The 23,310-nt window shown below is 62.3% G+C and carries 23 protein-coding genes and 2 riboswitches; of the genes, 9 read left to right on the plus strand and 14 right to left on the minus strand.

The genetic code is table 11. The features are described from left to right. Positions 1-5 precede the first annotated feature (5 nt). The 6 genes from NBH21_RS11495 to NBH21_RS11520 form a co-directional block, all read right to left on the minus strand. Positions 6-1,016, minus strand: a complete 1,011-nt coding sequence (locus tag NBH21_RS11495; RefSeq protein ID WP_250913565.1) for an aldose epimerase family protein — start codon at positions 1,014-1,016, stop codon at positions 6-8. A gap of 40 nt (positions 1,017-1,056) precedes the next feature. Then, complete coding sequence (locus NBH21_RS11500; protein ID WP_250913564.1) at positions 1,057-2,241, minus strand: vWA domain-containing protein; 1,185 nt, start codon at positions 2,239-2,241, stop codon at positions 1,057-1,059. Positions 2,242-2,247: 6 nt separating this feature from the next. After that, positions 2,248-2,700 (minus strand): GNAT family N-acetyltransferase, encoded by a 453-nt coding sequence (locus NBH21_RS11505; RefSeq protein ID WP_250913563.1) that lies wholly within the window; start codon positions 2,698-2,700, stop codon positions 2,248-2,250. A 4-nt stretch (positions 2,701-2,704) separates the two neighbouring features. Next, positions 2,705-3,634 (minus strand): homoserine O-acetyltransferase MetA, encoded by a 930-nt coding sequence (gene metA / locus NBH21_RS11510; protein ID WP_250913562.1) that lies wholly within the window; start codon positions 3,632-3,634, stop codon positions 2,705-2,707. 106 nt (positions 3,635-3,740) lie between these two features. Continuing rightward, positions 3,741-3,818, minus strand: a riboswitch (SAM riboswitch). 24 nt (positions 3,819-3,842) lie between these two features. Next, positions 3,843-4,340, minus strand: coding sequence for an NUDIX hydrolase (locus NBH21_RS11515; RefSeq protein WP_250913561.1), 498 nt, complete (start codon positions 4,338-4,340; stop codon positions 3,843-3,845). Then, the gene (locus NBH21_RS11520) at positions 4,337-5,179 is read right to left on the minus strand and encodes an AAA family ATPase (protein WP_163902239.1); all 843 of its coding nucleotides are present in this window, start codon (positions 5,177-5,179) and stop codon (positions 4,337-4,339) included. The genes NBH21_RS11515 and NBH21_RS11520 overlap by 4 nt, the downstream gene beginning before the upstream one ends. Before the next feature lie 155 nt (positions 5,180-5,334). Between NBH21_RS11520 and NBH21_RS11525 the strand changes: the two genes are divergently transcribed. Both NBH21_RS11525 and NBH21_RS11530 read left to right on the plus strand, forming a co-directional pair. After that, positions 5,335-5,985, plus strand: a complete 651-nt coding sequence (locus NBH21_RS11525; protein ID WP_250913560.1) for a thiamine diphosphokinase — start codon at positions 5,335-5,337, stop codon at positions 5,983-5,985. A 4-nt stretch (positions 5,986-5,989) separates the two neighbouring features. Continuing rightward, positions 5,990-7,822, plus strand: coding sequence for an ABC-F family ATP-binding cassette domain-containing protein (locus NBH21_RS11530; RefSeq protein WP_250913559.1), 1,833 nt, complete (start codon positions 5,990-5,992; stop codon positions 7,820-7,822). Between the two features lie 47 nt (positions 7,823-7,869). Here the strand turns inward: NBH21_RS11530 and NBH21_RS11535 are convergent, their stop codons facing one another. Further along, on the minus strand, positions 7,870-9,675 hold the full coding sequence (locus tag NBH21_RS11535; RefSeq protein ID WP_250913558.1) for an ABC transporter ATP-binding protein/permease: 1,806 nt from the start codon (positions 9,673-9,675) through the stop codon (positions 7,870-7,872). A 198-nt stretch (positions 9,676-9,873) separates the two neighbouring features. Further along, positions 9,874-9,988: riboswitch (TPP riboswitch) on the plus strand. A 41-nt stretch (positions 9,989-10,029) separates the two neighbouring features. Between NBH21_RS11535 and thiB the strand changes: the two genes are divergently transcribed. From thiB to NBH21_RS11555, 4 genes are all read left to right on the plus strand, one after another. Continuing rightward, positions 10,030-11,058, plus strand: coding sequence for a thiamine ABC transporter substrate binding subunit (gene thiB, locus NBH21_RS11540; protein ID WP_250913557.1), 1,029 nt, complete (start codon positions 10,030-10,032; stop codon positions 11,056-11,058). A 20-nt stretch (positions 11,059-11,078) separates the two neighbouring features. After that, a complete protein-coding gene (gene thiP, locus NBH21_RS11545; protein WP_250913706.1) occupies positions 11,079-12,710 on the plus strand; it encodes a thiamine/thiamine pyrophosphate ABC transporter permease ThiP in 1,632 nt (543 codons plus the stop codon). After that, positions 12,700-13,428, plus strand: coding sequence for a thiamine ABC transporter ATP-binding protein (locus NBH21_RS11550; RefSeq protein ID WP_250913556.1), 729 nt, complete (start codon positions 12,700-12,702; stop codon positions 13,426-13,428). Before thiP ends, NBH21_RS11550 begins: the two co-directional genes overlap by 11 nt. Positions 13,429-13,682: 254 nt before the next feature. After that, positions 13,683-15,209: a M48 family metalloprotease gene (locus NBH21_RS11555; RefSeq protein WP_250913555.1), complete on the plus strand. Its 1,527-nt coding sequence runs from the start codon at positions 13,683-13,685 to the stop codon at positions 15,207-15,209. 19 nt (positions 15,210-15,228) lie between these two features. On the opposite strand, the gene NBH21_RS11560 is transcribed toward NBH21_RS11555, so the two are convergent. From NBH21_RS11560 to NBH21_RS11580, 5 genes are all read right to left on the minus strand, one after another. Further along, the gene (locus NBH21_RS11560; protein WP_250913554.1) at positions 15,229-16,101 is read right to left on the minus strand and encodes an RNA polymerase factor sigma-32; all 873 of its coding nucleotides are present in this window, start codon (positions 16,099-16,101) and stop codon (positions 15,229-15,231) included. A 239-nt stretch (positions 16,102-16,340) separates the two neighbouring features. Beyond that, positions 16,341-17,246: a phosphatase PAP2 family protein gene (locus NBH21_RS11565; protein ID WP_250913553.1), complete on the minus strand. Its 906-nt coding sequence runs from the start codon at positions 17,244-17,246 to the stop codon at positions 16,341-16,343. Positions 17,247-17,362: 116 nt separating this feature from the next. Further along, positions 17,363-18,481, minus strand: coding sequence for a 3-isopropylmalate dehydrogenase (leuB, locus tag NBH21_RS11570; RefSeq protein WP_250913552.1), 1,119 nt, complete (start codon positions 18,479-18,481; stop codon positions 17,363-17,365). Between the two features lie 162 nt (positions 18,482-18,643). Further along, complete coding sequence (gene leuD / locus NBH21_RS11575; RefSeq protein WP_250913551.1) at positions 18,644-19,249, minus strand: 3-isopropylmalate dehydratase small subunit; 606 nt, start codon at positions 19,247-19,249, stop codon at positions 18,644-18,646. A 155-nt stretch (positions 19,250-19,404) separates the two neighbouring features. Then, entirely contained in the window at positions 19,405-19,644 is a 240-nt protein-coding gene (locus NBH21_RS11580; protein WP_250913550.1) for a hypothetical protein, read from the minus strand. A gap of 110 nt (positions 19,645-19,754) precedes the next feature. Here NBH21_RS11580 and NBH21_RS11585 point away from each other — a divergent pair, with 110 nt between their 5' ends. Both NBH21_RS11585 and NBH21_RS11590 read left to right on the plus strand, forming a co-directional pair. Then, entirely contained in the window at positions 19,755-20,666 is a 912-nt protein-coding gene (locus NBH21_RS11585; RefSeq protein ID WP_250913549.1) for an HpcH/HpaI aldolase/citrate lyase family protein, read from the plus strand. Then, positions 20,663-20,869, plus strand: a complete 207-nt coding sequence (locus NBH21_RS11590) for a DUF1737 domain-containing protein (protein ID WP_250913548.1) — start codon at positions 20,663-20,665, stop codon at positions 20,867-20,869. The genes NBH21_RS11585 and NBH21_RS11590 overlap by 4 nt, the downstream gene beginning before the upstream one ends. Before the next feature lie 49 nt (positions 20,870-20,918). On the opposite strand, the gene NBH21_RS11595 is transcribed toward NBH21_RS11590, so the two are convergent. After that, complete coding sequence (locus NBH21_RS11595; protein ID WP_250913547.1) at positions 20,919-21,668, minus strand: SDR family oxidoreductase; 750 nt, start codon at positions 21,666-21,668, stop codon at positions 20,919-20,921. A 120-nt stretch (positions 21,669-21,788) separates the two neighbouring features. Then, complete coding sequence (locus NBH21_RS11600; RefSeq protein WP_250913546.1) at positions 21,789-22,229, minus strand: metallopeptidase family protein; 441 nt, start codon at positions 22,227-22,229, stop codon at positions 21,789-21,791. 159 nt (positions 22,230-22,388) lie between these two features. Here NBH21_RS11600 and NBH21_RS11605 point away from each other — a divergent pair, with 159 nt between their 5' ends. After that, positions 22,389-23,300, plus strand: coding sequence for an ImuA family protein (locus NBH21_RS11605; protein ID WP_250913545.1), 912 nt, complete (start codon positions 22,389-22,391; stop codon positions 23,298-23,300). The last annotated feature ends 10 nt before the right edge of the window (positions 23,301-23,310 follow it).

Below are 23,310 nucleotides of genomic sequence, written 5' to 3' on the forward strand. Positions count from 1 at the left end.
CCATCTCAGATCCGTGAGAAGACGTAGTCGGTTTCCTGCCTCAGGACCTCACCGGGCCGGAGCACCGCGCTCGGGAAACCGGCGTGGTTGATGGCGTCGGGCCAGATCTGGGTTTCGAGGCAGAAACCGGCATAGGGGCCGTATGTTTTGCCGTCCAGTCCGGGAACGGGAATGTCGACATAGACGCCTGCGTAGAACTGCACGCCTGGCTCGGTGGTGCGCATTTCCATGTTGACGCCGGAATTGATGCTGCGGGCAAGCGCCACGCTGCGCTTTGGCGTGCGGGTCGGGGAGAGGCAGAAATTGTGGTCGTAGGGCACCTGTGCGGCGTCGATCTCGCGACGGATCGGACGCATGTCCCTGAAGTCGAACGGCGTTCCTTCCACCGGGCGGATCTCACCGGTCGGGATCAGCACGTTATCGACCGGCAGGTAATGATCGGCGGCGATCATCAGGTCGTGGCCGAGGATATCGGCGCTGCCGTCGAGATTGAAATAGGCATGCTGGCAGATATTGGCGAGCGTCGGCTGATCCGTCTCGCTTTCATAGACGACAGACAGCACGCCTTCGTCCCTGAGCTGGTAGGTGGCGGTGATCCGGCAATTGCCGGGATAGCCGGCGCGGCCGTCCGGATCGGTGATCGCCAGCGTTACGCTGTCAGAAGATAAGCCGATGATCCGCCAGTTCCGTTTCGCAATGCCGTCGGAGCCGCCATGCAGGTGGTTGACGTCGTTTTCGTTGCGTTCGAGCCGATACGGCTTGCCGTCGAGCGTGAAAGCGCCGCCAGCGATGCGGTTGGAACAGCGGCCGGGGGTTGCGCCGAAATAGGGCGAATGGCGCTCATAATCCTCCAGCCGGTCGAAACCGAGCACCAAGGGTGCAACATGGCCGTCGAGACGCAGGTCCTGGATCGACGCGCCATAGGTCATGATGCGGGCCGTCAGGCCGCCGGCCGAAAGCGTGACGCGTTCGACCGTCTCGCCGCTTGCGGTCTGTCCGAAAATCTCTTTCTGCATGGCGTGATCCTGGCTTGGGAAATGGTGAGGAGATGAAAATTCAGCGGGAAAGTTCTCTCGCCGCGGTTTCGAGGCCGCCGAGCGTCAACGGAAACATGCGGTCGCCCATCAGCCGACGAACGAGGCCGACCGATGTCGTATAGCCCCAGCGGTCCTCCTGCAACGGATTGAGCCAGAGGCTCTTTCTGAAATGGCCCGTCAGCCGGTCGATCCAGACCGCGCCGGCTTCGGTGTTCCAATGTTCGACGGAACCGCCGGGATGGGTGATCTCGTAGGGGCTCATCGAGGCATCGCCGACGAAGATCAGGCGGTAGTCGGAACCATATGTTCTGATCACGTCCTCGGTCGCCATCACTTCGGAGTGACGGCGGCGATTGTCCTTCCACACCCGTTCATAGGGGCAGTTGTGGAAGTAGAAGTAGTCCATGTGCCGGAATTCGGAGCGGGCGGCGGAGAAGAGTTCCTCGACGATGCGGATGTGATCGTCCATGGAACCGCCGATATCGAAAAACATCAGCAGCTTGACGGCATTGCGCCGTTCCGGCCGCGTCTTCACGTCGAGATAGCCGTGCTCGGCGGTGGAGCGGATCGTACCGGGCAGGTCGAATTCGTCGGCGGCGCCCTCGCGAATGAAGCGGCGGAGCCGCCTCAGCGCCACCTTGATGTTGCGGGTTCCAAGCTCGACCCCGTCGTCGAGATTGCGGAATTCGCGCTTGTCCCAGACCTTCACCGCCCGTCGATGGCGCGATTCGTTCTGGCCGATGCGGATGCCTTCGGGATTGTAGCCATAGGCGCCGAAGGGGGAGGTTCCGGCGGTGCCGATCCATTTGGAACCGCCCTGATGGCGGCCCTTCTGCTCGGAAAGCCGCTGGCGCAGCGTCTCCATCAGCTTGTCGAAGCCGCCGAGGGCCTCGACCAGTTTCCTGTCCTCTTCCGAAAGGTGCTTTTCGGCCAGCCTGCGCAGCCATTCCTCGGGGATCGGCACGGTTTCCACGCCGTCGGCGCCGGAGGTGCTCTCCAGTCCGCCGAAGATCTCGGAAAACACCCGGTCGAACCGGTCGATATGCCGTTCGTCTTTCACCAGCGCGGTGCGGGCGAGGAAATAGAAGGCTTCGGTGTCGAAATCGGCGAGCCCCGCTTCCACGCCCTCGAGAAGCGCCAGGAATTCCCGGAGCGTCACCGGGATCCGCGCTTCCTTGAGCTTGAGGAAGAAGGGGATGAACATCCGGGCTCAGAAGTTCTTCTGATAGACGAGGAAGGGGGTTTTTTCCGCGATGCGGTCGTAGAGCCGGCGGGCGGTGGCGTTGAATTCCTGCGTCATCCAGTAGACCTCCTTCGAGCCTTCCGCCTTGGCCTTCTCATAGACCGCCTCGATCAGCGCGCGGCCGATACCGGTGCCGCGGACCTCAGGGTCGGCGTAGAGATCCTGAAGATAGCACACATTGTCGATATGCCAGCAGGAACGATGGAAGAGATAATGCGCAAGGCCGGCGGGCCGGCCATCGACCAGCGCGAGGAGACCGCTGTATTCGCCCGGTGCTCCACCCGTCAGCCGGGCGAAGGTCGTGGCATAGATCTCCTCCGGCAGTTCGGTTTCGTAGAAGGCCAGATAGGCCTTCCACAACCGCCGCCATTCGGTTTCGTCTGCTGCCGTGAGCGGACGGATCTCGACGGTTCCCGCCATGGGCTCAGGTCTCCTTGCCGGTGCCGATGGCATCCAGATCGTAGGGTGTCGTCTGGTAGATCTCGTTGATCCAGTTTCCGAACAGCAGATGGGCATGGCTGCGCCAGCGGTTCAAGGGAGTGATCTCCGGATCGTTGTGCGGGAAATAGTCGTGTGGCATCTTGATCGGCACGCCGGAATTGACGTCGCGGAAGTACTCGTCGCCGAGCGAGGTCGAGTCGTATTCGACATGGTTGAACATGTAGAGCCGGTTGCCGCGCTTCTCATGCACGAGGCAGACGCCCATTTCATCCGACTCCATCAGGATCTCCAGCCCCGGAACACCCTCGATATCGTCGCGGCGGACCTCGGTCCAGCGGGAAACGGGCACCTGGAAGTCATCCGAGAAACCATTGAGGTAGATGGAGGACGGAGCAAGGTTGCGGTGGCGGTAGACGCCGAAGGCCTTTTCCTTCAGGTCATGCTTTGGCACACTGTGGAAGTGATAGATCGCTGCCATTGCGCCCCAGCAGACGTTCATCGTCGAATGGACGTTGGTTTCCGTCCAGTCGAGGATCTTTTCCATCTCGGGCCAGTAGGTGACTTCTTCGTAAGGCAGCGTCTCGACCGGCGCGCCGGTGATGATGAAGCCGTCGAACTTGCGGTCCTGCACTTCCTCCCAGGTCTGGTAGAAGGAAAGGAGGTGTTCCTCCGGCGTGTTCTTGGCCTTGTGGCCGCCGATGCGCACGAGGCTCAGTTCCACCTGCAGCGGCGATGCGCCGATCAGACGGGCGAACTGCACTTCCGTCTTGATCTTGTTCGGCATGAGATTGAGCAGCCCGATCTGCAACGGGCGGATATCCTGACGGATAGCGGCCGTTTCAGTCATCACCCGAACGCCCTCATGCACGAGGGTTTCAAAGGCGGGCAGGGTATCGGGTATCTTGATCGGCATGTTCGAACTCGACTTTCCGTGTCATGGCGGTCCGGACAGGTCCGGCACCGCGCACATACAAAAAAACCGGCAGCTTCCAATATCGCTACCGGTCCTCGGAAAGTTTTTCGAACTCGCCTCGGCCCTTTAGCGACTTATTTAACGTGGCTGCAAGCCGGCCGGCCAAATCACCACGAGGTCAGTCCTTTACGCCTGTCGGCGGCACGAATCAACGGAAAAGGTTTTCGCGGTGCAGCACGGGCGTGACCGGCTTTCCGGGGAGGTGGGCAAGCGCATCCGCCATGCCGTAGCCGAGCCTTTGACGGGCCTCGTCCAACTCGAGCCAGAACAGGCGGAAGCGGATCGGCTCGCCGCCGCCGAACGGCATGGTTTCCCAATGGACCCAGGTTTCTGCCGGCTCTTGCGACAGCGCTACATGAAAATAGGAGCGCCGGTGGGTGATGAGTGATCCCTTCTGCTCGAAGCGGTAGTCGCAGGTCTCGATCAGCCGGAACGGTGCCTTCGGCTCAAGCCCGGTTTCCTCGGCGAATTCCCTCAAGGCAGCGCGCTCGACGGTTTCCGGATGCTCCACCGTGCCGCCGGGAACCTGAAGTGCGATTTCGGGAAAGTCCGGTTCGTCGAAAACGAGAAGGCGATCGCGCCATGTCGCGTAGATCAGGACCTTGAATGCATCAGGCATCCCATCAGGCATCGCATCGCGCGTCATCGTCCCTCCCGCCTTGCCATGAAGGCGAGCCGTTCGAAGAGATGGACGTCCTGTTCGTTCTTGAGGAGCGCGCCGTGGAGCTTCGGCAGGGCCTGCTTCGGATCGACGCGAAGGTCGGCGGGATCGACGTCTTCGGCGACCAGAAGACGGATCCAGTCGAGCGCTTCCGAGGTCGACGGCTTCTTGCGCAGGCCCGGTGTCTCGCGGATTTCGTAGAACTGGGTCAGCGCCGCGCGGATCAGGTTCTGCTTCAGGCCGGGATAGTGGACCTCGACGATCCGCGCCAGCGTATCTGCATCGGGGAAGCGGATATAGTGGAAGAAGCAGCGGCGCAGGAAGGCGTCCGGCAGTTCCTTCTCGTTGTTCGAGGTGATGATGACGATTGGCCGGACCCTGGCCTTCACCGTCTCCCCGGTCTCGTAGACATGGAACTCCATGCGGTCGAGTTCCTGCAAGAGGTCGTTCGGAAACTCGATATCGGCCTTGTCGATCTCGTCGATCAAAAGCACGGTCTTGGTATCCGTGGCGAAGGCCTGCCAGAGCTTGCCCTTGCGGATGTAGTTCTTCACGTCGTTGACACGCTCGTCGCCGAGCTGGCTGTCGCGCAGGCGCGAGACGGCATCATATTCGTAAAGGCCTTGCTGCGCCTTTGTGGTCGACTTGATGTTCCATTCGATCATGTCGAGGCCAAGGGCCGTCGCCACCTGCCGGGCAAGCTCGGTCTTGCCGGTGCCGGGTTCGCCCTTGACGAGCAGCGGACGCTCGAGCGCGATCGCCGCATTGACGGCGACCATCAGGTCCTTGTCGGCGACGTAGTCGGCGGTGCCGGTGAATTGCATGGTCTTCTTCCCGTTTTTGGTCGGCCGGAAAGTAATGGGAGGGAAGGTGCGGTGCAAGGTGGACATTGGTTGCCGTTTCTCGCGCCTTACGCAGCCTGACGACGGTTTGCCGAAGCGCTTTCCCTTTCGCTGCAAGATGCGCTATGGGCAGAGCCATGAGGAAAAACAGCTTCACCATCCTGCTCGGCGGGCAACTGACTGCGACCGACCGCCTGAAGGCGGCGATTGCCGGGAGCCGCGTGATCGCAGCCGATGGCGGCATGCGCCATGCGGCGGCGCTCGGCCTCACGCCCGAACTCTGGGTGGGCGATTTCGATTCCTCGCCGGAAGACCTGTCCAGGGATTTTCCCGATGTGCCGAAAATGCCCTATCCGGCGCAGAAGGCCGAGACCGACGGGGCCATCGCCATCGGCGAGGCTCTCGCACGCGGCGCCGAAAGCCTGATCCTTGCCGGCGCGCTCGGCGGCGAGCGGTCCGATCACGCACTGATGCACATGCTGCAGGCGATCAGCCTCGCCAGGCAAGGCCACGACATTCTCCTGACATCCGGCGAGGAAGAGTTCTATCCGCTGCTGCCCGGAGAGCGCGTCATCGACCTGCCGAAGGGTTCGCTGTTTTCCATTCTCGGATTTTCGCCACTGACAGGGCTTTCGATCCGCAATGCCCGTTATCCGCTCGACGATTTCCAACTGCCGTTCGGTTCGTCGCGTACCGTTTCCAATGTGGCGGAAGGTCCGATCGCGCTGTCGCTGAAAAGCGGCGACGCGATCCTGCTTGCCCGTCCCTATGACATGACCGGAGCCTGAAGCCTTGGCGCCTCCCATCCTGAAACTCGATGACATCTTCCTCTCCTTTGGCGGTACGCCGCTGCTTGCCGGCGCCAGCCTGCAGGTGGAGCCCGGAGATCGGATCTGCCTTGTCGGCCGCAACGGTTCGGGCAAGTCGACGCTGATGAAAATCGCGGCGGGCATTGTCGAAGCGCAGTCGGGCGAGGTCTTCCGTCATCCGGCGGCGACCATCCGCTATCTGGAACAGGCCCCCGATTTCGCCGGTTTCTCGACGGTGCAGGCCTATGCCGAGGCAGGACTTGGACCAGGCGACGATCCCTATCGCGTCACCTATCTGCTCGAACATCTGGGGCTGACGGGCCACGAGAATCCGAACAGCCTTTCCGGCGGCGAGGCGCGCCGGGCGGCGCTGGCGCGGGTGCTTGCGCCCGAACCCGATATCCTGATGCTCGACGAGCCGACCAACCATCTCGACCTTCCGACCATCGAATGGCTGGAAAGCGAGTTGCAGAAGACCCGCAGCGCGCTGGTGCTGATCAGCCACGACCGTCGCTTCCTTGAAAAGGTTTCCACCGCGACCGTCTGGCTCGACCGCGGTCTTTCGCGCCGGCTCAACCGGGGTTTCGGCCATTTCGAGGAATGGCGCGATAAGGTGCTCGAGGAAGAGGAAATCGAGCAGCACAAGCTCGGCAAGGCGATCGAGCGTGAGGAACACTGGCTGCGCTATGGCGTGACCGCGCGGCGCAAGCGCAATATGCGCCGGCTCGGCAATCTGCAGAATCTCCGCGCCGAATATCGCGGTCACAAGGGGCCGCAGGGTACCATCCAGGCCAGCGCCACCGAGGGCCGGGAAAGCGGCAAGCTGGTGATCGAGGCGGACAAGATCACCAAGGCCTATGGCGAGCGCACCATCGTCGCGCCGTTTTCCATCCGCGTGCATCGCGGCGACTGTATCGGCCTGATCGGCCCGAACGGGGCCGGCAAGACGACGCTTCTCAAGATGCTGACCGGTCAGCTCGACCCCGACAGCGGCACGGTGAAGCTCGGCACCAATCTCGAAATCGCGGTTCTGGACCAGAAGCGCGAAGGGTTGAACCCCGACGAGACGCTCGCTCATTACCTGACGGACGGGCGCGGCGAAAACCTGCTGGTCAATGGCGAGCAGAAGCATGTGACCGGCTACATGAAGGACTTCCTGTTTCAGCCCGAACAGGCCCGCACGCCGATCCGCAATCTCTCCGGCGGCGAGCGCGCCCGGCTGATGCTGGCCCGGATCATGGCGAAATCCTCGAACCTGCTCATCCTCGACGAGCCGACCAACGATCTCGACATCGAGACGCTCGATCTTCTGCAGGAGATCGTCGCGGGATATTCGGGAACCGTCATCCTCGTCAGCCACGACCGCGACTTTCTCGACCGGACGGTGACGTCCACCATTGCACCGGTGGATCCGGAACATCCGGATGGCCGCTGGATCGAATATGCCGGTGGTTATTCCGACATGCTCGCCCAGCGCAAGGGGGCGGAAGAAGAGCGTAAGCGGGTGGAGAAAGCGGAGAAGGCTAAGGCTTCCGGCAGCGCGGACAAGTCTGCCTCGGACCAGGGGTCCAAGGGCAAGGGCAAGCTCTCCTACAAGCAGAAATTCGCGCTCGAAAACCTGCCGAAGGAGATGGAGAAGACGGAGAAGGAAATCGCTGCCCGCGAGGCGAAGATGGCCGATCCGAAGCTCTTCACCAAGGACCCTGCGACCTTCAACAGGCTCGCCGCCGAAATGGAAAAGCTGCGCGCCGATCTCACCCGCATGGAAGAGGAATGGCTGGAACTGGAGATGCTGCGCGAGGAGCTGGAGGGCTGAGGCCCAAGGCTCAAAGCAGCGCGTACCGCCTGCAGCGGCTTCCTGCCTCAGGCGGCCTCCGTCGTTTCCCGCGGACGGGGCGGTTCCGGGCTAAGCCGTTCCAGATGCAGCAGGCGTGGCGAGGTGGCGTCGTAGAAGGCGCCGGAGCGGCCGATATAGATCAGCGTCGCATCGGTGAATTCTGCCATGACGCTTGACAGGGTCGCGACCGTGTCGTGCTCCAGGCCTTCCAGAACATCGTTGAAGACGATCCAGCGGGGCTTGCGCAGGAGAAGGCCGGCAAAGGCCAGCGCCATCTGTTCGTCCTTGTCCAGCAAACGGTCCCAGCGGGCGCGCTCGTCCAGCTTGTCGGCAAAATGCTCCAGCCCGACCCGCTTCAGGGCGGCGACCATCGCCTCTTCCGGTATGCCGGCGGAGGCCAGCGGATAGGCCAGTACGCTCTTCAATTTGCCTTCCGGCAGATATTCGAGTTGCGGCACGAACAGGATATTGTCTTCCCGCGGCAGACGGATCGTGCCTCGGCCGTAGGGCCACAGCCCGGCAATCGCGTTGAACAGCAGCCGGCGGTTCACGCCCTGGTCGCCATTGACCATGATGCGCTCGCCGGCGGTGATCTCAGGGTTCTGTTCCCTGATCCGGAAGCCGGTACGGCTGACTTCGCCATCGACCTGCGGGCAGATCGCCAGATCCTCGAAACTGAGCTTGCCGGGCGGGCCGACTTCCAGTGCGATGCCGCCGCCTTTCGGCTTGATGTCATCGATTTCCGTCAAGGCTGCGCGGAAGACAGTCACCCGGAGAAGGGCGGCCTGCCAGTCGGCGATGGCGCCGTAGTTGTCGACATACCAGCGCAGGGCGGAATAGACTTGGTTGAAGGCGGCAGCGGCGGCCATCAGCTCGCCGAAGGTCATGGTTCCCGCGAAATAGGCGGGAGACGCGATCAGGATTGGCACGATCATGGCGAGCCAGCCGAAGCCCGCGGTGACCCAGGTGAGATTGGTCAGCGCCATTGCAAGCTGGCGGATGACGGCGAGCACGGAATCGATCGCCTCGTGAATGTGGCGGCGCTCGGTTTCCTCGCCGCCGGCAAGCGCGATGGCTTCCAGATTTTCGTTGGCGCGCATCAGCGAGAAGCGCAGGTCGGCTTCACGCGCATAGCGCTCGGCATTGAGTCGGGTGAGACGCCAGCCAACCACCTTGCTGAGCAGCGAGGCGGCGGCGGCGTAGATCAGCGCGCCCCAGACCATGTAGCCGGGAATGGAGAAGCTGTAATCGCCGATATGAAAGACAAAGCCGCTCGACATCTGCCAGAGAACGCCGATGAAGCTGACCAGCAGGATCGTTGCCTGAACAAGGCCGATCGATAGCGATGTGGTCATTTCCGCAAGCTTGCGGGCATCCTCGTGCAGCCGCTGGTCCGGATTGACGCCGAGCGGGCTCGACATCGATAGCCGGTAGGCGCGGCGATCCTTCAGCCACTGGTCGACGACATCGCGCGACAGGCCTTCGCGCATGTAGAGCGCGGTCATCTGGTTGAGCCAGGTCTGAATGACGTTGAGCAGCAGCAGGAAGCCGGCGATGAGGCCGAAATTGCCTAGTTCCCGGACGAAGGCGTCGATGTCGCGCCTTTCAAGCGAATTGTAGAAGGGAACGTTCCAGCGGTTGATCAGGACCTGGCCGTAGGTGGTCAGGAGGATGACGGCAAGCAGGGCGGTGGCGACGCCGAAGACTCGGTTGCGCACCGAGGATGCCCAGAAGGAATCGGCGGCAATTCGCAACTGCCGCGAAAAGCTAAGCTCAACGGTAGCGGCCGCGGGGCGCTCGCTTGCAGCCTTTTCCGGTTCCGAACTGACCATATACCACTGTCTCGCCGTGTCGGCTTTTTCTTATACCATCAAAAAGGCCGTATGCATCCGTTGCCGTGCACAAACCAGCCATCCTTCGAGAGAATGGCAGAAATAGGTTGGAAAAGCGTTGAGGAAGTGCCGCATCTGTACTTTTTGAGGTGTTTTCGGCGGCTCTTGCCTCCCGGGGTGCGCCGCGCTATGTCTCGTCCTGCTCTAACGGGGTGCTTCATGTCCTTCCCGGACACGTGGCTGAGAGGCGAATAGCCAACCCGCGGAACCTGATCCGGTTAACACCGGCGGAGGGATTAGACGCGTGAGATAAAAACGCCCTATCCCGAAATCCTACTTTTATGGAGGGGCGATATGCCGACCACATCTCTTTCGTTTTTCCGCCGCGGGCTTGCCGCAGCGGCGATTTTCTCGTTGCTGCCTGCGCTCTCCGCAGTGGCTGCGGACAAAACCCTGACGGTCTACACCTATGAAAGCTTCATTTCCGAATGGGGTCCGGGGCCGAAGGTCAAGGAGGCCTTCGAGAAGACCTGCGGCTGCACCGTCGATTTCGTCGGCGTCGCCGATGGCGTGGCGCTGCTGACCCGCCTCAAGCTCGAAGGGGAAGCGACCAAGGCCGACGTGGTGCTCGGTCTCGACACCAACCTCGTTACTGAGGCGAAGCAGACCGGCCTGTTCGACACCCACGGCGTCGATGTTTCCAAGGTCTCCGTTCCCGGTGGCTTCTCCGACGACAGCTTCGTTCCCTATGACTATGGCCATTTCGCCGTGGTCTACGACACCGAGGCGCTGAAGAACCCGCCGAAGAGCCTGAAGGAACTGGTGGAAGGCAATCCCGAAGAGAAGATCGTGATCGAGGATCCGCGCACCTCGACGCCCGGTCTCGGCCTGCTGCTCTGGGTAAAGTCGGTTTATGGCGACAAGGCCGCGGAAGCCTGGGCCAAGCTCAAGGGTCGCGTGCTGACGGTCACTCCCGGCTGGTCGGAGGCTTATGGCCTGTTCACCAAGGGAGAGGCGCCGATGGTGCTGTCCTATACCACCTCGCCGGCCTATCACATGGTGGCCGAGAACACCGACCGCTATCAGGCGGCCGAATTCTCCGAGGGCCATTACATCCAGATCGAGGTTGCCGGCCTGCTCAAGAAGGCGCCGCAGAAGGAACTGGCGAAGGAATTCCTGCAGTTCATGGTCAGCCCCGGCTTCCAGGACACTATTCCCACCAATAACTGGATGATGCCGGTTGCTGCGACCTCCGAGCCGTTGCCGGAAGCCTTCGGCAAGCTGGTTTCGCCGAAGAATACCTTCCTGATGAGCCCGGAAGAGGTTGCCGCCAACCGCAAGGCGTGGATCGACGAATGGCTCGCCGCCATGACGCTGAAGTGAGCGTGGCGGGTTCTTACTCCATGGATTTTCGCGAGAGGCTGCCGGCGCTTTCCGGCGGCCTCGTCGCGTTTTCGGCGATTGCGGCCTTCATCGGCATCGCGGTCGTTTCGCTTTTTCAATTCGGCGGGGAAGGCGCGCTGCTTTCCGTCACCTCCGATCCGGTGGTTGCAACCGTCCTGCGTTTCACGCTGATGCAGGCGGCGCTGTCGACGCTGTTTTCCATAGCCTTCGCCATACCGGTGGCGCGGGCGCTGGCGCGGCAGCCGCAATTTCCCGGCCGCGTCTGGCTGATCCGGCTGATGGCGGTGCCGATGGGCCTGCCGGTGTTGATCGGAGCGCTTGGCCTCCTCGGCATCTGGGGGCGGCAGGGCCTTGTCAATGATCTGCTGGCGATGCTCGGCGCTGACCAGCGTTTCAGCATCTACGGGCTCGGCGGTATCCTGATCGCCCATGTCTTCTTCAACATGCCGCTTGCGGTACGGCTCATTCTCGCCGGCCTCGAGCGTATTCCGGCGGAATACTGGCGCAGCAGTGCCAGTCTCGGCATGGGGCCGCTTTCCAATTTCCGTTTCATCGAATGGCCTGTCATCCGGCGCATCCTGCCGGGCATCGCCGGGCTGATCTTCATGCTCTGCGCCACCAGCTTCACGCTCGTGCTGGTGCTTGGCGGGGGGCCGGCTGCCAGCACGATCGAGGTGGCGATCTATCAGGCGCTGCGGCTCGATTTCGACCCGCCGCGTGCGATATCGCTGGCGATGCTGCAGATCGCGGTGACCGGCGTCATTCTCGGCCTGCTGTCGCTTGCCGGAACGCCGTCCGATCCGGGTGCGTCGGCCGGTGCCGCAGTCCGGCGTTTCGACGGACAATCACCCCTTGCCCGGATGGCGGACGGGGCGGCGATCCTTGTTGCCGCGCTGTTTCTCGGCCTACCGCTCGGACAGGTGGCCGTGTCGGGGCTGAAGGCCGATCTCGTCAAGCTCGCCGGCGAGCGGGTATTCCAGGATGCCGCGCTGACCAGTCTCGGCATCGCCGCGGCCGCTGCGGTCGTTTCCGTTACGATCAGTGTTTCGATCATCGAGGCGCGGGCTGCCTTGTCTGCCGGGAGGCATCCGTCGCCGCCAGCACGATTGTTTTCAGGGCTGCTTGCCGCTTCGTCCTCGCTGGTGCTGCTGGTGCCGACGACGGTGCTCGCGACCGGATGGTTCATGGTGCTCAGGGCCTATGGCAATACCGCCGTATTCGCACCCGCCATCGTGGTGTGCATCAATGCGCTGATGTCGCTGCCCTTCACCATGCGCGTGCTTTCTCCCGCCTTTGCCGAACATCGGGCCAGAACGGCGCGACTTGCCGCAAGCCTCGGCATGTCGGGCCTTTCGCATCTGAGGTTCGTCGACTGGCCGGTCTTGCGCCGGCCGGTGCTGACCGGGTTTTCCTTCGCCATGGCCCTGTCGCTCGGCGATCTCGGCGCCGTCGCGCTGTTCGGTTCGGAGAACCTGACGACGCTACCTTATCTGATCTATAGCCGGATGGGGAGTTATCGCAGCGATGACGCCGATGGCTTCGCCTTCCTGCTCGGTCTCGTCTGCCTGATGCTGGCGCTGGCCGGAACGTGGGGAACCGCATCGAGAGAAGGTGGTGCCGATGTCCGGTAATGCGACTGGTGACATCGTGCTGGACGGCGTGAAACTGCGTCTCGGCGAAGCCGCATTCGATTTCGACTGCCGCATCGGCGCCGGTCGGATCACCGCCATTGCCGGTCCGTCCGGATCGGGCAAGTCGACGCTCCTCAACGTGATCGCCGGCTTCGAGCGGCCCGACAGCGGCCGGGTGCTGATCGCGGGCGAGGATGTGAGCGGGTTTGCGCCCGGCAGGCGGCCGGTCTCGCTGGTCTTTCAGGACAACAATCTCTTTGCCCATCTCGATGTCTTCACCAATGTCGGGCTTGGGATTAACCCCGCGCTCCGGCTTTCCGCAGCGGACCGGGAGGCCGTCTCCGTGGCCCTGTCACGCGTCGGGCTTGCCGGCTATGAAAAGCGCAAGCCCGCCACGCTTTCGGGCGGGGAGCGCCAGAGGGCGGCTTTTGCAAGGGCGCTGGTGCGGCGAAAACCGGTCATGCTGCTCGACGAACCGTTTGCGGCACTCGATCCGGGTTTGAGGTCGGCCATGGCGGATCTGCTCATCGACCTGCACGGGGAAACGGGCGCGACGATCGTCATCGTCAGCCACGATCCCGACGAAGTGGCGCGGCTTGCGGGAGACGTCCTCTTCCTCGACCGGGGCAGGATCATTTTCGAGGGTCCGCATGGCGCGTTCGTGGAAAGGGGTGATATCGAGGTCATCGGGCGGTTCCTCGGCCATTCCGGCGGCTGAGTGTGCCATTCCCGGTCGGTTCGCCTTAATTTGGACGCTCACCGGTGGCATGCGCTTAAGGAATGGGTGGTTTTCTTTTCTCGTCCTACTCTTTTCGCGCCCACCTGCGCATCTTTTCCATTATGCAAATTTATCCATATTCGATGAATGATGTTAAATGGTTGGTGCCGACGGAACGATTCTCGCAGGTTGCAACGGCAAGTCCCCGGACCGTACTGGGTTCCGGATCGCAGGCAGGGTGGTAGTGGGGCAGGATGCAAGTAGTCGCCGATAAGAGCACAGCGCCGGGCGCTCGCGTTCGGCTGCACCGGTCGACCGGCTTGCGGCGAGGCCTCGTCGCAACGTTTGCGGCCGTGCTCATGCTGACCTCCTGTCAGTCTATCTTCGAGCAGGCCTACGTGCCGACGGTCAGCCCGTCCAGCAATCCGCAGATCGTCGACGAAGTGCAGAAGAACGATCCGCGCGCGCAGATGGGTGCGCGGGAGCATCCGCGCATCGTCGCAAGCTATGGCGGCGAATATCACGACGAAAAGACCGAGAAGCTGGTTGCGCGCATTGCCGGCGCCTTGACGGCGGTGTCGGAAAACCCGGCGCAGTCCTATCGCATCACCATTCTCAACTCTCCGGCGATCAATGCCTTCGCGCTTCCCGGTGGCTATCTCTATGTGACGCGCGGACTTCTGGCGCTCGCCAACGACGCTTCGGAGGTCGCAGCCGTGTTGTCCCACGAGATGGCGCATGTGACCGCAAACCACGGTATCGAGCGGCAGCGCCGTGAAGAAGCCGAGGTGATCGCAAGCCGGGTCGTCGCGGAAGTGCTGTCGAGCGACATCGCCGGCAAGCAAGCGCTGGCGCGCGGCAAGTTGAGGCTTGCGGCCTTTTCCCGCCAGCAGGAACTGCAGGCTGACGTGATCGGCGTGCGCACGCTCGGCGAGGCTGGCTACGATCCCTATGCCGCGGCCCGCTTCCTCGATTCCATGGCGGCTTACAGCCATTTCACCTCCGTCGATCCGGATGCGGACCAGAGTCTCGACTTCCTGTCGAGCCATCCGAACGCGCCGCAGCGCGTCGAGCTTGCCCGCCGGCATGCCCGCGCCTTCGGACCGGAAGGGACGCATGGCGAGACCGGCCGAGACTATTACCTGAACGGCATCAACGGGCTGCTTTATGGCGACAGTCCGCAGGAAGGCTATGTTCGCGGGCAGACCTTCCTGCACGGAAGCCTCGGCATTCGTTTCGATGTGCCGGAAGGCTTCCAGATCGACAACAAGGTGGAAGCGGTTTTGGCGACCGGTCCGGGCGACGTGGCGATCCGCTTCGACGGCGTGGCTGATAACCAGAAGCGCAGTCTCGAAAACTACATTTCGAGCGGCTGGGTGACCGGGCTTCTGCCTGAGACGATCAAGCCGATCACCGTCAACGGGCTTGAAGCCGCCACCGCTCGCGCCTCGGCCGATCGCTGGGATTTCGACATCACGGTCATCCGCATCGGCTCGCAGATCTTCCGCTTCCTGACGGCCGTGCCGAAGGGCAGCGCCATGCTCGATCCGACGGCTGAAAAGCTGCGGTCCAGCTTCCGGCGGATCACGCCGCAGGAGGCGGCATCGCTGAAGCCGCTGCGCGTACGCGTGGTTACCGTCGGATCAGGCGATACGATCGGTTCGCTTTCGGCGCGGATGATGGGAACGGAGCGCAAGCTGGAACTCTTCCGGCTGATCAACGCGCTGACGCCGACTTCGACTTTGCAGCCGGGAAGCCGGGTCAAGATCATTTCCGAATAAGGCTCTATCTCTTTAGTTTTCACGCCATTTCGAGCGACTTTCCGGCTTTCGGAGCGACTTCCGTAAGTGCTGCCTTGAGCTTCTCCATGGCGCGGGTCTCGATCTGCCGTACGCGCTCCTTGGAAATGCCGAGCTCGGCGCCCAGTTCCTCCAGTGTCACGGTCTCCTCGGTCAGCCGCCGAGCCTTGATGATGCGGCTTTCCCTTTCGTTGAGGCCGGTCATGGCGGTGTGCAGCCATGCGCTCCAGCGTTCTCCATCGATGATACCGCTTACCTGTTCGTCCGGTGGCAACTCATCGCTTTCCAGCATGTCGAGCTGTTCCGTGCCTTCGCCATGCCGGCCGGCGACGGGGGTCTGGAGAGAAGTGTCGTTGCCTGACAGTCGTGCGTCCATGGACTGTACGTCGGCGAGACTGACGCCAAGCGCGGAGGCGATTTCCTGATGGATCGCCTGCTCGCTCAGGCGATTGTCGCCGCGGGCGAGTTTGGCGCGCAGCCGGCGCAGGTTGAAGAACAGCGCTTTCTGGGAGGAACTCGTGCCGCCGCGCACGATCGACCAGTTGCGCAGGATGTAATCCTGCATGGAGGCGCGGATCCACCAGCCGGCATAGGTGGAGAAGCGGACTTCGCGGGCGGGATCGAAACGGGCGGCTGCTTCCAGAAGGCCGATATAGCCTTCCTGGATCATGTCGTTCAGAGGCAGGCCGAAGCCGCGAAACTTGGAGGCCATGGCGATCACGAGGCGCATATGGGCCTGAGCAATGCGGTTCCGCGCCTTCTGGTCGTTGCCGTTTTTCCAGCGGATCGCGAGATCCAGCTCCTCCTCCCGGTCGAGATAGGGCTGAGCCATAGCAAATCGGATGATATGTCTGTCGGCGGACATGGATTTCATCGTCGTCTCCATGGAATGCGCAACCGCTGCGGGACTATCCCGCCGGAACTTTGCTTCAACGGACGAAGGACGCTCCGGTTCCATGGCGGAAGGGGCTTTTTCAGCGAACCGCCGGGCGGATTTTCCAGTCGTCATCGCATTCTACGCATGAAGACGGCGCGCGGTTTTGCCTGAAACGCTGGAAATGCAATGCAGGCAGCGTTTTTTCATTGGCGAGGCGCGGGAAGACGCCCGAGGGCTCAATTGCCTGTGCGGAAGGGCTTCCCCAAGGGGTCGGGCGGCAACTGCTGCAGGGGGATGAGCGACAGCCGCGGTACGGGCCAGCCCTTCGCGTCCGGCATGAAGACCAGCCGGTAGCGGGCGAAGATATTGGCGAGCAGCAGCGAGAACCAGGCACCATAGGAAAGGCCCGCGATCACATCGCTCGGATAATGCGCGGAGACCATGACGCGGCTGAAGCCCATCCAGAGGGCCAGCAGGATGAAGGCCAGCCGATAGCGGGGCAGGAGCAGGATCAGCACCATGAAGATGGCGCCGACGGTGGTCGAGTGGCCGGAGGGGAAGCTCTCGAACTTGGAGCCGCTGAAGGGGGAAAGGCCGAAGGCTCCCCATTCGTCGAACTGGCTCGGCCGCGCGCGGCCGATCACCCGTTTCAGCACGTTTGCCGAAAGGCCCGAAAGGGCGACGGCGAGGAAGAAATAGGCGCCGATCTGGGCGGCATAAAGAGCGCGGAAGCGACGCTTCACACTTCTCGACAGGCGGAAGGAAGAGAGCCCCTCGAACAGCAGGATGGCTGATGCGATGAGGATCCAGCCGGAGCTGCCAAAATCGGTGATGAGTTCACCGAGAGCCCGGGCAAACGGGCCGGCTGGCCGGGTTTCACCGACAGCGGTGTCGAAGATCAGCAAGGAAAGCACCACCAGATTGGCGGCGACGATGGCGAAGATCTGCCAATAGTGAGGTGCCGGAGGATGGCGGTTTGCGTCGCGTCGTTTCTTGAGCCAGGCCCAGGTTTTTTCGATGCCGTTCACGCGCGCCTTCCACTTATTCCCGTTTTGCCATGGCTGGATGATGAGAGCGTCGTGCGCCAGCACCCAGGATGGCAGCAGCCGCGGCAAGATGGTCGCCACGGCTGCGAATTGCAAGGGGCGCTGCGATTGTGTCACACGCTTTTTAACGCGCGCGGTTCAACGCGCCCAACCGGCATTACAATGCCCTGTATTGCCGCGGGAATTCCCTGAGCCGTTTCCGGCTCCGGCAATCAAGCGGCGGCAGAAAGCGCCTTGAACTCGGCGAGGATCGCGTCGCCCATCTGCGTGGTGCCGACGCGGGTTGCGCCTTCAGCCATGATGTCGCCGGTGCGGATGCCCTTGTCGAGCACGTTGGCGATCGCCTTTTCGAGGTTGTCCGCTTCCTTGACCATGTTGAAGGAGTAACGCAGGCACATGGCGAAGGAGGCGATCATGGCAATCGGGTTGGCGATGCCCTGGCCGGCGATGTCAGGCGCCGAGCCGTGCACGGGCTCGTACATGGCCTTGCGCTTGCCGGTCTTGGCATCCGGCGCGCCGAGCGATGCAGACGGCAGCATGCCGAGCGAGCCCGTCAGCATGGCCGCGACGTCGGAGAGCATGTCGCCGAACAGGTTGTCGGTGACGATGACATCGAACTGCTTCGGCGCACGCACGAGCTGCATGCCGCCGGCATCGGCCAGCATGTGTTCGAGCTTCACGTCCGGATACTTGGCCTTGTGGATCTCGGTGACCACCTGGTTCCAGAGCACGCCTGATTTCATGACATTGCGCTTTTCCATCGAGCAGACGGCGTTCTTGCGGGTGCGAGCCAGCTCGAAGGCTACGGAAGCGATGCGTTCGATCTCGTAGGTGTCGTAGACCTGGGTGTCGATGGCGCGCTTTTGGCCGTTGCCGAGGTCGGTGATGGTCTTCGGCTCACCGAAATAGACGCCGCCGGTCAGTTCGCGCACGATCAGAATGTCGAGGCCTTCGACCAGTTCCGGCTTCAGCGAGGAAGCGGCGGCCAGCGCCGGGTAGCAGATCGCCGGACGCAGGTTCGCGAAGAGCTCGAGATCCTTGCGCAGGCGCAGCAGGCCGGCTTCCGGGCGTACTTCATAAGGCACGGCATCCCACTTCGGACCGCCGACCGCGCCGAACAGGACCGCATCGGCGGCGAGCGCCTTTTCCATGTCGGCGTCGGTGATCGCGACGCCATGGGCGTCATAGGCGGATCCGCCGACAAGGCCTTCGTCGGTGGTGAAGCCGGCGTCCTGCTCGGCATTCATGTAGTCGATGATCTTGCGCACTTCGGCCATGGTTTCCTGGCCGATGCCATCGCCGGGCAGAAGGAAGAGATTGCGCTGTGTCATGGGGAAGCCTCCCTGGCTATGAAAGAGTTGCCGCCTTCTATCGGGCAAAGCCCCGCGTTTCAAGGACGCTCAGCGGCAGAACGGTACGGCGGGAGGAGCCGTTTCCGGCGCGATGGCTCATGTCGCCGCGCCGGTATTGCTTTCGGGTCAAGTCCGTGAACGTCAGGCCCAGGGATGGTTGACGGCGTTCGTCTTTTCGAAGGAGGCGATGCTGCCGGCCTTTTCGAGCGTCAGGCCGATGTCATCGAGGCCGTTCAGCAGGCAGTGGCGCTTGAAGGCGTCGATCTCGAACTTGATGCGGCCGCCATCGGGGCCGGTGATTTCCTGGGCTTCCAGATCGACCGTCAGCACGGCGTTCGAGCCGCGGCTTGCGTCGTCCATCAGCTTGTCCAGTTCGTCCTGGCTGACGACGATCGGCAGGATGCCGTTCTTGAAACAGTTATTGTAGAAGATGTCGGCGAAGCTGGTGGAGATCACGCAGCGGATGCCGAAATCGAGGAGCGCCCACGGCGCATGCTCGCGCGAGGAGCCGCAGCCGAAATTGTCGCCGGCGACCAGGATCCTGGCATTCTGGTAGGCAGGCTTGTTGAGGACGAAATCCTCGTTGAGCGTGCCGTCTTCCTTGTAGCGTGCTTCGGCGAAGAGGCCTTTTCCGAGACCGGTCCGCTTGATGGTCTTCAGATAGTCCTTCGGGATGATCATGTCCGTATCGATGTTGACGACCGGAAGCGGCGCCGCGACGCCGGTGAGCTTTTCGAACTTTTCCATCAGACCCTGCCTTCTGAACGCAATTCAGGAATTTCCGCTGCACTTAGAGGAAAATTGTGCGGATTTGAAGGTCTTTATTGCCCGAACGGGTACGCTCTGGCCCTGAAGCATCCGTTTTTGCCGTCATCTTTGGTCACCCCAATGCGGCGCACGCCTCAGAGGTCGATGATCGTACCGCGACCGTCGTTCCAGACGCGCATTTCGCGCTCGCCGGATTTGCGGTTTGTCTTGGCGTAGACAGGGGCGGCCTTGGTCCGTGCGGTCAGCATGCGATAGCCGAGCGAAAGCGTCAGCACGGCGCCGGCAATCAGCGTCAGGGAGACGGCGAAGGCGGCGGCTGCGGCGATGACGACGACGCCGGCAAGACCCAGAGCGACGGAACGAAGATTCTGCATGTTCGAAATCCTTTCTCGCACATCAAGGTGGTCCTTCTTCGCCCTGAATGCAAGGGCTGTCGGCCAAAAGTCGGCTTGCACCGGCAGGCAAAGATTGGCAGAACGAGGGCATGGTTTCCTTTGCCGACGATCACCCTTCGAGATTGCGCCGTTCCGTTCTGAGCGTGCCGGCAATCAACGTCCGCGCGCTTGAAAAGACCCACGGCCTTGCCTGCGACGCCGTCATCTTCGATCTGGAGGATTCAGTCTTTCCGGATAAAAAGGCCGAAGCGCGGGATAATCTGCGTCGTTTCTTTACCGAAACGCCGCTTGTGGGGCGCGAAGCCGTGATCCGGGTGAACGAGATCGGCAGCGATTATTTCGCCGAAGACATGGCGGCGGTGATCGAATGCCGGCCCGACGCCGTCCTGCTTCCCAAGGTCGATGGACCCGACGTCGTTCGTGCCGTCGCGGATCTGCTCGCGGAAGCGGATGCGTCAGAAAGCCTCAGGATATGGGCGATGATCGAGACGCCGCTCGGCGTTCTCAATGCGGCCCAGATTGCTGCCTCCGGCCGCACCGCCGGCGGACGGCTCGACGGTTTCGTCGTCGGTCTCAATGACTTGAGGAAGGCGACCGGGGTGGTTCCGGAGCCGGGGCGCACCTATCTCGTGCCCTTCCTGATGCAGGTGATCCTTGCGGCGCGGGCCTATGGGCTCGATGCGATCGACAGCGTTTCGAACGATTTTCGCGATCTGGAGGTCTTTGGCCGCGAGTGTCTGCAGGGCCGTTCGATGGGCTTCGACGGCAAGATGCTGATCCATCCGGCACAGATCGAGGGCGCCAACCGGCATTTCGGCTTTTCGCCGGAGGCCGTCGCCGAGGCGCGGATGATCGTTTCCGCCTTTGCCGATCCTGCGACGGCAGCGCTCAACGTCATCAATGTCGACGGCCGCATGATCGAGCGGCTGCATCTCGACGAGGCCGAAAAACTGCTCGCGAAAATCGCGATCATCGAACAGAGAGAAGGCAAGCTATCGTGAAAGTCTATCGTTTCCTCACCGGTCCGGATGACGCATCCTTCTGTCACCGGGTCACCGACGCCCTCAACAAGGGCTGGGAATTGCACGGCGCGCCGAGCCTTTCCTTCAACGCGGCGACCAACCAGATGCATTGCGGCCAGGCCGTGGTGAAGACCGTGCACGGCAAGGACTACGATCCGGCCATGAAGCTCGGCGAACAGTAAGCCGGCTAAGGGTCAGCCTGTCAGGCGGGCCCTTGCGATCATTTTTGCATCATTTGACGGCGGCGTTGCCGCCATCGGCATAAAGTGCTGAGCCCGCGACGAAGCTCGACAGCGGGCTTGCGAGGAAAAGCGCTGCCTGGGCGATCTCTTCCGGCCTTGCGATCCGTTTCAGCGCATGCAGGCCTGCGGCCCACTCTTTCTGCGCCTGATCTCCGGCCATGGCCGTGTCCGTACCGCCGGGCAGAAGCGCGTTGGCGCGAATGTTCCGGCTTCCATAGTCCGCGGTGATCCCCTTTACCAGACCCATGATTCCCGCTTTCGCGGCGGCATAGGCTGCCATTCCGGGCAGGCCGACGCTTGTTCCGACGAAGCTCGAAACGAAGACGAGGGCGCCCGCGCCGCTTTCCAGCATGGCCGGGATCTGGTGGCGGGCGCCGAGAAAGGCCGATGTCAGGTTGGTGGTGAGCGTGTCCTGCCATTCCTGCGGGGCGATTTCCGCAAGCGGCCTGATCGGGCCGACCGTTCCGGCGTTGTTGATCGCGACATCCAGCCTGCCGAACCGGTTTATGGCCGCGGAGACGAGTTCCGCGTGGGTTTCGTCCAGGCTGGCGTCGCCTGCGACGGCAAGGGCCTTTCCGCCTTTCCGCCTGATAACATCGGCGACATCCTCCAGGGCCTTGCTGCCCCGGGCATTCAGGATGACGGATGCGCCTTCGGCGGCAAGCAGCATGGCCGTGGCACGACCGATGCCCGACGATGCACCGGTAATGATCGCGACTTTGTTTTTCACAACTGACATTGAAACCTCCTTGAAATGGAGGCTGAGGGATAGGAGGACGAAAATACGCCCGCCACCCGTTTCCTGCTTCGGTTCGGGTGTGCGTCGGAAATGACGGTGTTCTAAACCTTGTTTTGGGCCTTACCGGTTTGTGGAGGCGTCTTCGGCGCTTTCCTCGATGCGCTCCATGTCGTCATCGGAAAGGCCAAAATGATGGCCGATCTCATGGATCAGCACATGGGTGATGATGTCGCCGAGCGTTTCTTCGTTTTCTGCCCAGTAATCGAGGATTGACCGGCGATAGAGCGTGATACGGTTCGGCATTTCGCCTGTGTCCATGGTGAAACGCTCGGAAATTCCACGGCCTTCGAACAGGCCGAGCAAATCGAAGGGCGTTTCGAGCGCCATGTCTTCGAAGATCTCGTCGGTCGGAAAATCGGCGATCTCGATGATCAGGTTTCCGGTCAGCGCACGGAATTCCTCCGGCAGATGGCCATAGGCCTCAATGGCCAACGATTCGAACGTGCTGATCGTCGGCGCATGGCGTTCATGCCAATCTTCGGTCTGGTCAATGCGGGCCATCTGAGCTCCTTGTTGAGCCCATCATATAGGGTTTTTGCCACCGCTTTTCGAGTGGGAATCCGGTCAAGGAATAAATTCACAGAAAATGTGGTTGACTCTTCGCAAAAGCTCTGGAATCCATAAGAACATATAGAGAACAAATTAACGGGAGAGAACGTCATGGGCGGGAACGCTCTGGCGCAGGAGAAGCTTTTCGCCCTGCGCAAGGCGATTGCGAAGATCGAGGGCAAGCCGGCGGCCGAGGGGCTTTCGCCGGCGGGCGGCGATGCCGTTGTCCCGGTTTCCGACGCATCCGGCGCAAGTGCGAACGATCTTGGACGGCTCCTGCCTGAAGGTTTTCCGGTCGGGGCGATGATCGAGGTGCGCGGTGCGGCGATGCGGGATGCGACGTCCGTCAGCGGCTTCGGTCTCGGGCTCTGCCTGTCGTGCCGGCCTGATCGGTCAGGCAAACGGATCCTGTGGATCGGCGAACGGTCCGTCGCCCGGGAGGCGGGCCTGCCTTACGCGTCGGGCCTTGTCGATTACGGCTTCCGGCCGGGCGAATTGCTGCATGCCATGCCGAGGAAGCTCGAGGATGCGCTGTGGCTGGCGGATGCAGCACTTTCCTGCAGCGCCTTTTCCGCCGTGATGCTGGAGGTTCAGGGCAATCCACGCGGCTTCGGTCTGACCGAGAGCCGGCGCCTCAGTCTGAAGGCGAAGGCCGGCGGCGGCTTCCTGCTTCTCCTGCGGCAGTCGGGGGAGGAAGAGGCGAGCAGCGCTTCCCTTCGTCTGCGTATCGAACCCGCGCCGGCAGCGGCGCGGTTCCTGGCCGGCGGGTCGATGCTTGGCGGCAGCATCGGCAACCCCGTCTTTCACCTTGTTCCGGAAAAGAGCCGACTTGCGGCTCCCGCCGGACTGACCCTGGAGTGGAACCCCCATGACCGTCTGTTTTCCCCCGCAGCTTCCCCCTCTTCCGGCAGGGCACGCCCCTTCCGCCCGGCGCATCCTGGCGCTCTGGTTTCCCCGGCTTTCGACCGACAGGCTGGCGCGACGGCGCTGGGGGATGTCGTGGCGTTCGAAAGGGCGTCCTGAACATCCGCCT

This window comes from Ciceribacter sichuanensis, from assembly GCF_024055605.1.
GTDB classification, from domain to species: Bacteria; Pseudomonadota; Alphaproteobacteria; order Rhizobiales; family Rhizobiaceae; genus Allorhizobium; species Allorhizobium sichuanense.

What these genes read in the sequence shown, in the direction of transcription:
- NBH21_RS11495 (WP_250913565.1), bottom strand. Translation starts at nt 1,016, where the DNA reads ATGCAGAAAGAGATTTTCGGACAGACCGCAAGCGGCGAGACGGTCGAA.
- NBH21_RS11500 (WP_250913564.1), bottom strand. Translation starts at nt 2,241, where the DNA reads ATGTTCATCCCCTTCTTCCTCAAGCTCAAGGAAGCGCGGATCCCGGTG.
- NBH21_RS11505 (WP_250913563.1), bottom strand. Translation starts at nt 2,700, where the DNA reads ATGGCGGGAACCGTCGAGATCCGTCCGCTCACGGCAGCAGACGAAACC.
- metA (WP_250913562.1), bottom strand. Translation starts at nt 3,634, where the DNA reads ATGCCGATCAAGATACCCGATACCCTGCCCGCCTTTGAAACCCTCGTG.
- NBH21_RS11515 (WP_250913561.1), bottom strand. Translation starts at nt 4,340, where the DNA reads ATGACGCGCGATGCGATGCCTGATGGGATGCCTGATGCATTCAAGGTC.
- NBH21_RS11520 (WP_163902239.1), bottom strand. Translation starts at nt 5,179, where the DNA reads ATGCAATTCACCGGCACCGCCGACTACGTCGCCGACAAGGACCTGATG.
- NBH21_RS11525 (WP_250913560.1), top strand. Translation starts at nt 5,335, where the DNA reads ATGAGGAAAAACAGCTTCACCATCCTGCTCGGCGGGCAACTGACTGCG.
- NBH21_RS11535 (WP_250913558.1), bottom strand. Translation starts at nt 9,675, where the DNA reads ATGGTCAGTTCGGAACCGGAAAAGGCTGCAAGCGAGCGCCCCGCGGCC.
- thiB (WP_250913557.1), top strand. Translation starts at nt 10,030, where the DNA reads ATGCCGACCACATCTCTTTCGTTTTTCCGCCGCGGGCTTGCCGCAGCG.
- thiP (WP_250913706.1), top strand. Translation starts at nt 11,079, where the DNA reads ATGGATTTTCGCGAGAGGCTGCCGGCGCTTTCCGGCGGCCTCGTCGCG.
- NBH21_RS11550 (WP_250913556.1), top strand. Translation starts at nt 12,700, where the DNA reads ATGTCCGGTAATGCGACTGGTGACATCGTGCTGGACGGCGTGAAACTG.
- NBH21_RS11555 (WP_250913555.1), top strand. Translation starts at nt 13,683, where the DNA reads ATGCAAGTAGTCGCCGATAAGAGCACAGCGCCGGGCGCTCGCGTTCGG.
- NBH21_RS11560 (WP_250913554.1), bottom strand. Translation starts at nt 16,101, where the DNA reads ATGAAATCCATGTCCGCCGACAGACATATCATCCGATTTGCTATGGCT.
- leuB (WP_250913552.1), bottom strand. Translation starts at nt 18,481, where the DNA reads ATGACACAGCGCAATCTCTTCCTTCTGCCCGGCGATGGCATCGGCCAG.
- leuD (WP_250913551.1), bottom strand. Translation starts at nt 19,249, where the DNA reads ATGGAAAAGTTCGAAAAGCTCACCGGCGTCGCGGCGCCGCTTCCGGTC.
- NBH21_RS11580 (WP_250913550.1), bottom strand. Translation starts at nt 19,644, where the DNA reads ATGCAGAATCTTCGTTCCGTCGCTCTGGGTCTTGCCGGCGTCGTCGTC.
- NBH21_RS11585 (WP_250913549.1), top strand. Translation starts at nt 19,755, where the DNA reads ATGGTTTCCTTTGCCGACGATCACCCTTCGAGATTGCGCCGTTCCGTT.
- NBH21_RS11595 (WP_250913547.1), bottom strand. Translation starts at nt 21,668, where the DNA reads ATGTCAGTTGTGAAAAACAAAGTCGCGATCATTACCGGTGCATCGTCG.
- NBH21_RS11600 (WP_250913546.1), bottom strand. Translation starts at nt 22,229, where the DNA reads ATGGCCCGCATTGACCAGACCGAAGATTGGCATGAACGCCATGCGCCG.
- NBH21_RS11605 (WP_250913545.1), top strand. Translation starts at nt 22,389, where the DNA reads ATGGGCGGGAACGCTCTGGCGCAGGAGAAGCTTTTCGCCCTGCGCAAG.